A 2,870-nucleotide genomic window follows, 5' to 3' on the forward strand; every position below is an offset into this window, starting at 1 on the left:
TGCTTTCGATCTGGCCGGTCACCACGACGTTGTGCTCTCGCAGAAGCTGCGCGATGTCTGGATCGATGCGCGTCGTGATGAAACGCGACTGCCCGCCTTCGAGCGGCTCCTTTAGCGTCCCCTGGATGAAGCGGTCGGAAACCTGCACCTCGGCGATGCGTCCGCTTTCGAGATAGCTCTCGAACGTACTGTAGGGAATCTCCGCCACCTGCTGGGCGGTGATGAAAATGTACTGGAATATCATGAGGCCGATGAAAGCGGCGATCCAGTACCAGATGTTGAACTGCCTCTTGTTCATCCGTCCAAGTCTCGCGCCACACTGGAACAGACATAGTGCTGCAGCTTCATGTCATCCAGCTAAAGCGCCTGCTCCTGCTTCCGTTCCACGGAGCGTATATGGACGGCGGATGCGTCGGTTTGCGCTGCATCAAGCGCCTGAAGAAAGGCGGAACTCGCGTCCGGGATCCAGGATTGCTTGCCGCCAGCAATCATAGCCTCCCGTTCGCGGCTTCATCTGGCCGGTATACAAAGGGGGTGCTTTCCGTGGGGCCTTTAACGCCGATTTTCAGTGAGGCCGTTCGCAAACGCCTCGCTAATCACCTTGCTAACAGCCCGCCGCGGGCGCTCACCGGTCGCACGACGAGACGGCTGACCCGGGGCGGCTCCGGCAGGCTGTGCAGCGCGCGCAGTCTGCGGATCACCTCGGCGTCGGCCTCGGTGGTGCGCTGGTGATGGCGCAGATACTCGATCCAGTTCGGGACGTGGTAGCTCTCGATCCATTTCTGTGGGTCCGTCACGTCCCGCATCAGCGTCCAGCTGCTCGCCCCGTTGCGCCTGCGAATACGGCGGCGCTCGCGCATGGCGGCGAGAAATTCCGACAAATCCTCCTCGCGGATGACGTATTCGACCATGACCACGACGGGGCCGCTGCGCGCCTCCAGGTCGATTGCAAGCTCAGGCACAGGCGGCGGCTGGATGGGATCGAGCTTCAGGCGCCCCAGTTCCGGCATGGGAAGCCAGACGCCGATCAGCATGGTCACGAGCGCGGTGCCGGCCGAAATCTGCAGTCCGGCCGCGACACCCCAGTCGGCCGCGACTTCTCCCCACAGCCAGCTGCCAAGAGCCATGCCGCCGAAGGCCGCCGTCTGATAGGTGGCAAGCGCACGGCCGACCACCCAGCGCGGGGCGGAGAGCTGAATCGACATGTTGCAAAAGGCGAAGGACAGAAGCCAGGCAGCACCGCCCACCAGCATGATCGGCAGGGCGGCCAGAATGTTTCCGGCGAACGGAAGGGCGGCGGCGCTGAAGGCAGCGGCCAGATGGTTGAGCCGCATATAGGCCTCGCTGCTGAAGCGTTCGCGCAGCCTGTGCCCGAACAGGCCCGCCAGAATGGCCCCCAGTCCGAATGCGCCGAGAAGGACACCATAGTGCAAAGGTCCTCCGCCGATGAGATCGCGCGCGACGAGCGGCAGCAGAGCCTGTATCGAACTCATCGAAAGGCCCAGGGCGAGGCTTCGCAGCAGGATCGCTTCGATGTTCGGCGACAGGAACACATAGCGCAGACCCGCCGACATTGCGGCGCCCAGATGTTCGGGCGGCAGGGTTGCGTTCACCTTCGCGGGTTTCAGCCGGAAGAGCTGGATGATCAGACCGACATAGGTCGCCGCGTTGAAGGCGAATGCGGCTGCTGCGCCCGCAACAGCCACGATCAGCCCGCCGATGCCCGGCCCGATGCTGCGCATGAGGTTGAAGGCGATCGAGTTCAGCGAGACGGCGGCCGGCAGGTGCTTTCTTGGCAGAAGATCGCCCAGGGAGGACTGCCAGGCGGGATTGTTCAATGCGGTTCCGCTTCCGATCAGGAAGGTGAACAGAAGCAGCAGCCACGGAGTAAGGCCGCCGGCAAAGCTGAGCACCGCGAGAATGGCCGACACCGTGAACATGAAGATCTGCGCGATCAGCATGACGGTACGCCGGTCGAAATTGTCCGCGAGCGCGCCCGCAGCCAGCGAAAAGAGCATGATCGGCAGCGTTGTGGCCGTCTGAACGAGCGCCACCATCGAGGCTTGGCCGCTGAGCGTCGTCATGAGCCAGCCTGCACCGACGGCCTGAACGATGGTGCCGAGATTGGAGACGGTGATCCACAGCCAGAGATTACGGAACGTCGGGGTGGCAAGAGGCTGGAGCGGCGAGCCTTCCTCGTTGATTGCCTTTGCAAGCCGGCGCGCAATGCCGAGCGTCATGGCTGGTTGTTCCTGTTTTCAGCCGAAAGCTGGAATCAAGCCACCTCAGTCATAGGCACTTGCGTCGGCACGGCCAAGAGGCGGCCGCGCTCCAGTCGGAACAATTTCAGATCGGATTGGCCCAATGTCACGCGCGGCAAGACCATTCAGCGCGAAGGGGGAGTGATGATGATTGTGCGGCGTCACCTCCGCTGATGGACGGTATAATATCTTCTAATTCCGGCTCGGCCATGAACATATTCTTTGCCTGAATCTCCGCGGCGCGGCCGGTGCCCAAGAGATGGCAGCCGGCCGGGCAGTCCGCAACATATATGCTGCTTGATTTCATCTGCCGGAAACGCCGGGACGTTCGGCGTAGAACTCAGCCCCAGATGAGAGAAATCAGCATCACGCCGGCCGCGAAGCTCGCCAGCGTTAACGGCCAGCCCACCTTCAGGAATTCGCCGAACCGATAGCCGCCGATGCCGAAGGCCAGTGTATTGTTGTGATGGCCGAACGGGGTGAGGAAGTCGGTCGACGCACCGAGTGCCACGGCCATCAGCAGTGGCTGCGGCGGGGTGCCGGTCGTCCGTGCCAGTTCGAGCGCGATCGGTGCAAGGACGACGGCGGTGGTGGCATTGTTGATGAACG

General features: G+C 62.6%; 3 protein-coding genes. All 3 read right to left on the reverse strand.

Annotated elements, in window-relative coordinates; all coding sequences use genetic code 11:
* The coding region (locus VKZ87_RS09870) for an ATP-dependent metallopeptidase FtsH/Yme1/Tma family protein (protein WP_324221086.1) at window positions 1-298 on the reverse strand (298 nt) is incomplete at its 3' end.
* A gap of 298 nt (window positions 299-596) precedes the next feature.
* A complete protein-coding gene (locus tag VKZ87_RS09875) occupies window positions 597-2,240 on the reverse strand; it encodes an MFS transporter (RefSeq protein ID WP_324221087.1) in 1,644 nt (547 codons plus the stop codon).
* A 361-nt stretch (window positions 2,241-2,601) separates the two neighbouring features.
* The coding region (locus VKZ87_RS09880; protein ID WP_324221088.1) for an SLC13 family permease at window positions 2,602-2,870 on the reverse strand (269 nt) is incomplete at its 5' end.

This window comes from Ferrovibrio sp. (genome assembly GCF_035304305.1).
Taxonomy (GTDB): Bacteria; Pseudomonadota; Alphaproteobacteria; order Ferrovibrionales; family Ferrovibrionaceae; genus Ferrovibrio.

Bases quoted from the DNA above. Each gene is read 5' to 3' on its own strand.
- VKZ87_RS09875 (WP_324221087.1), bottom strand. From the start codon at position 2,240: ATGACGCTCGGCATTGCGCGCCGGCTTGCAAAGGCAATCAACGAGGAA.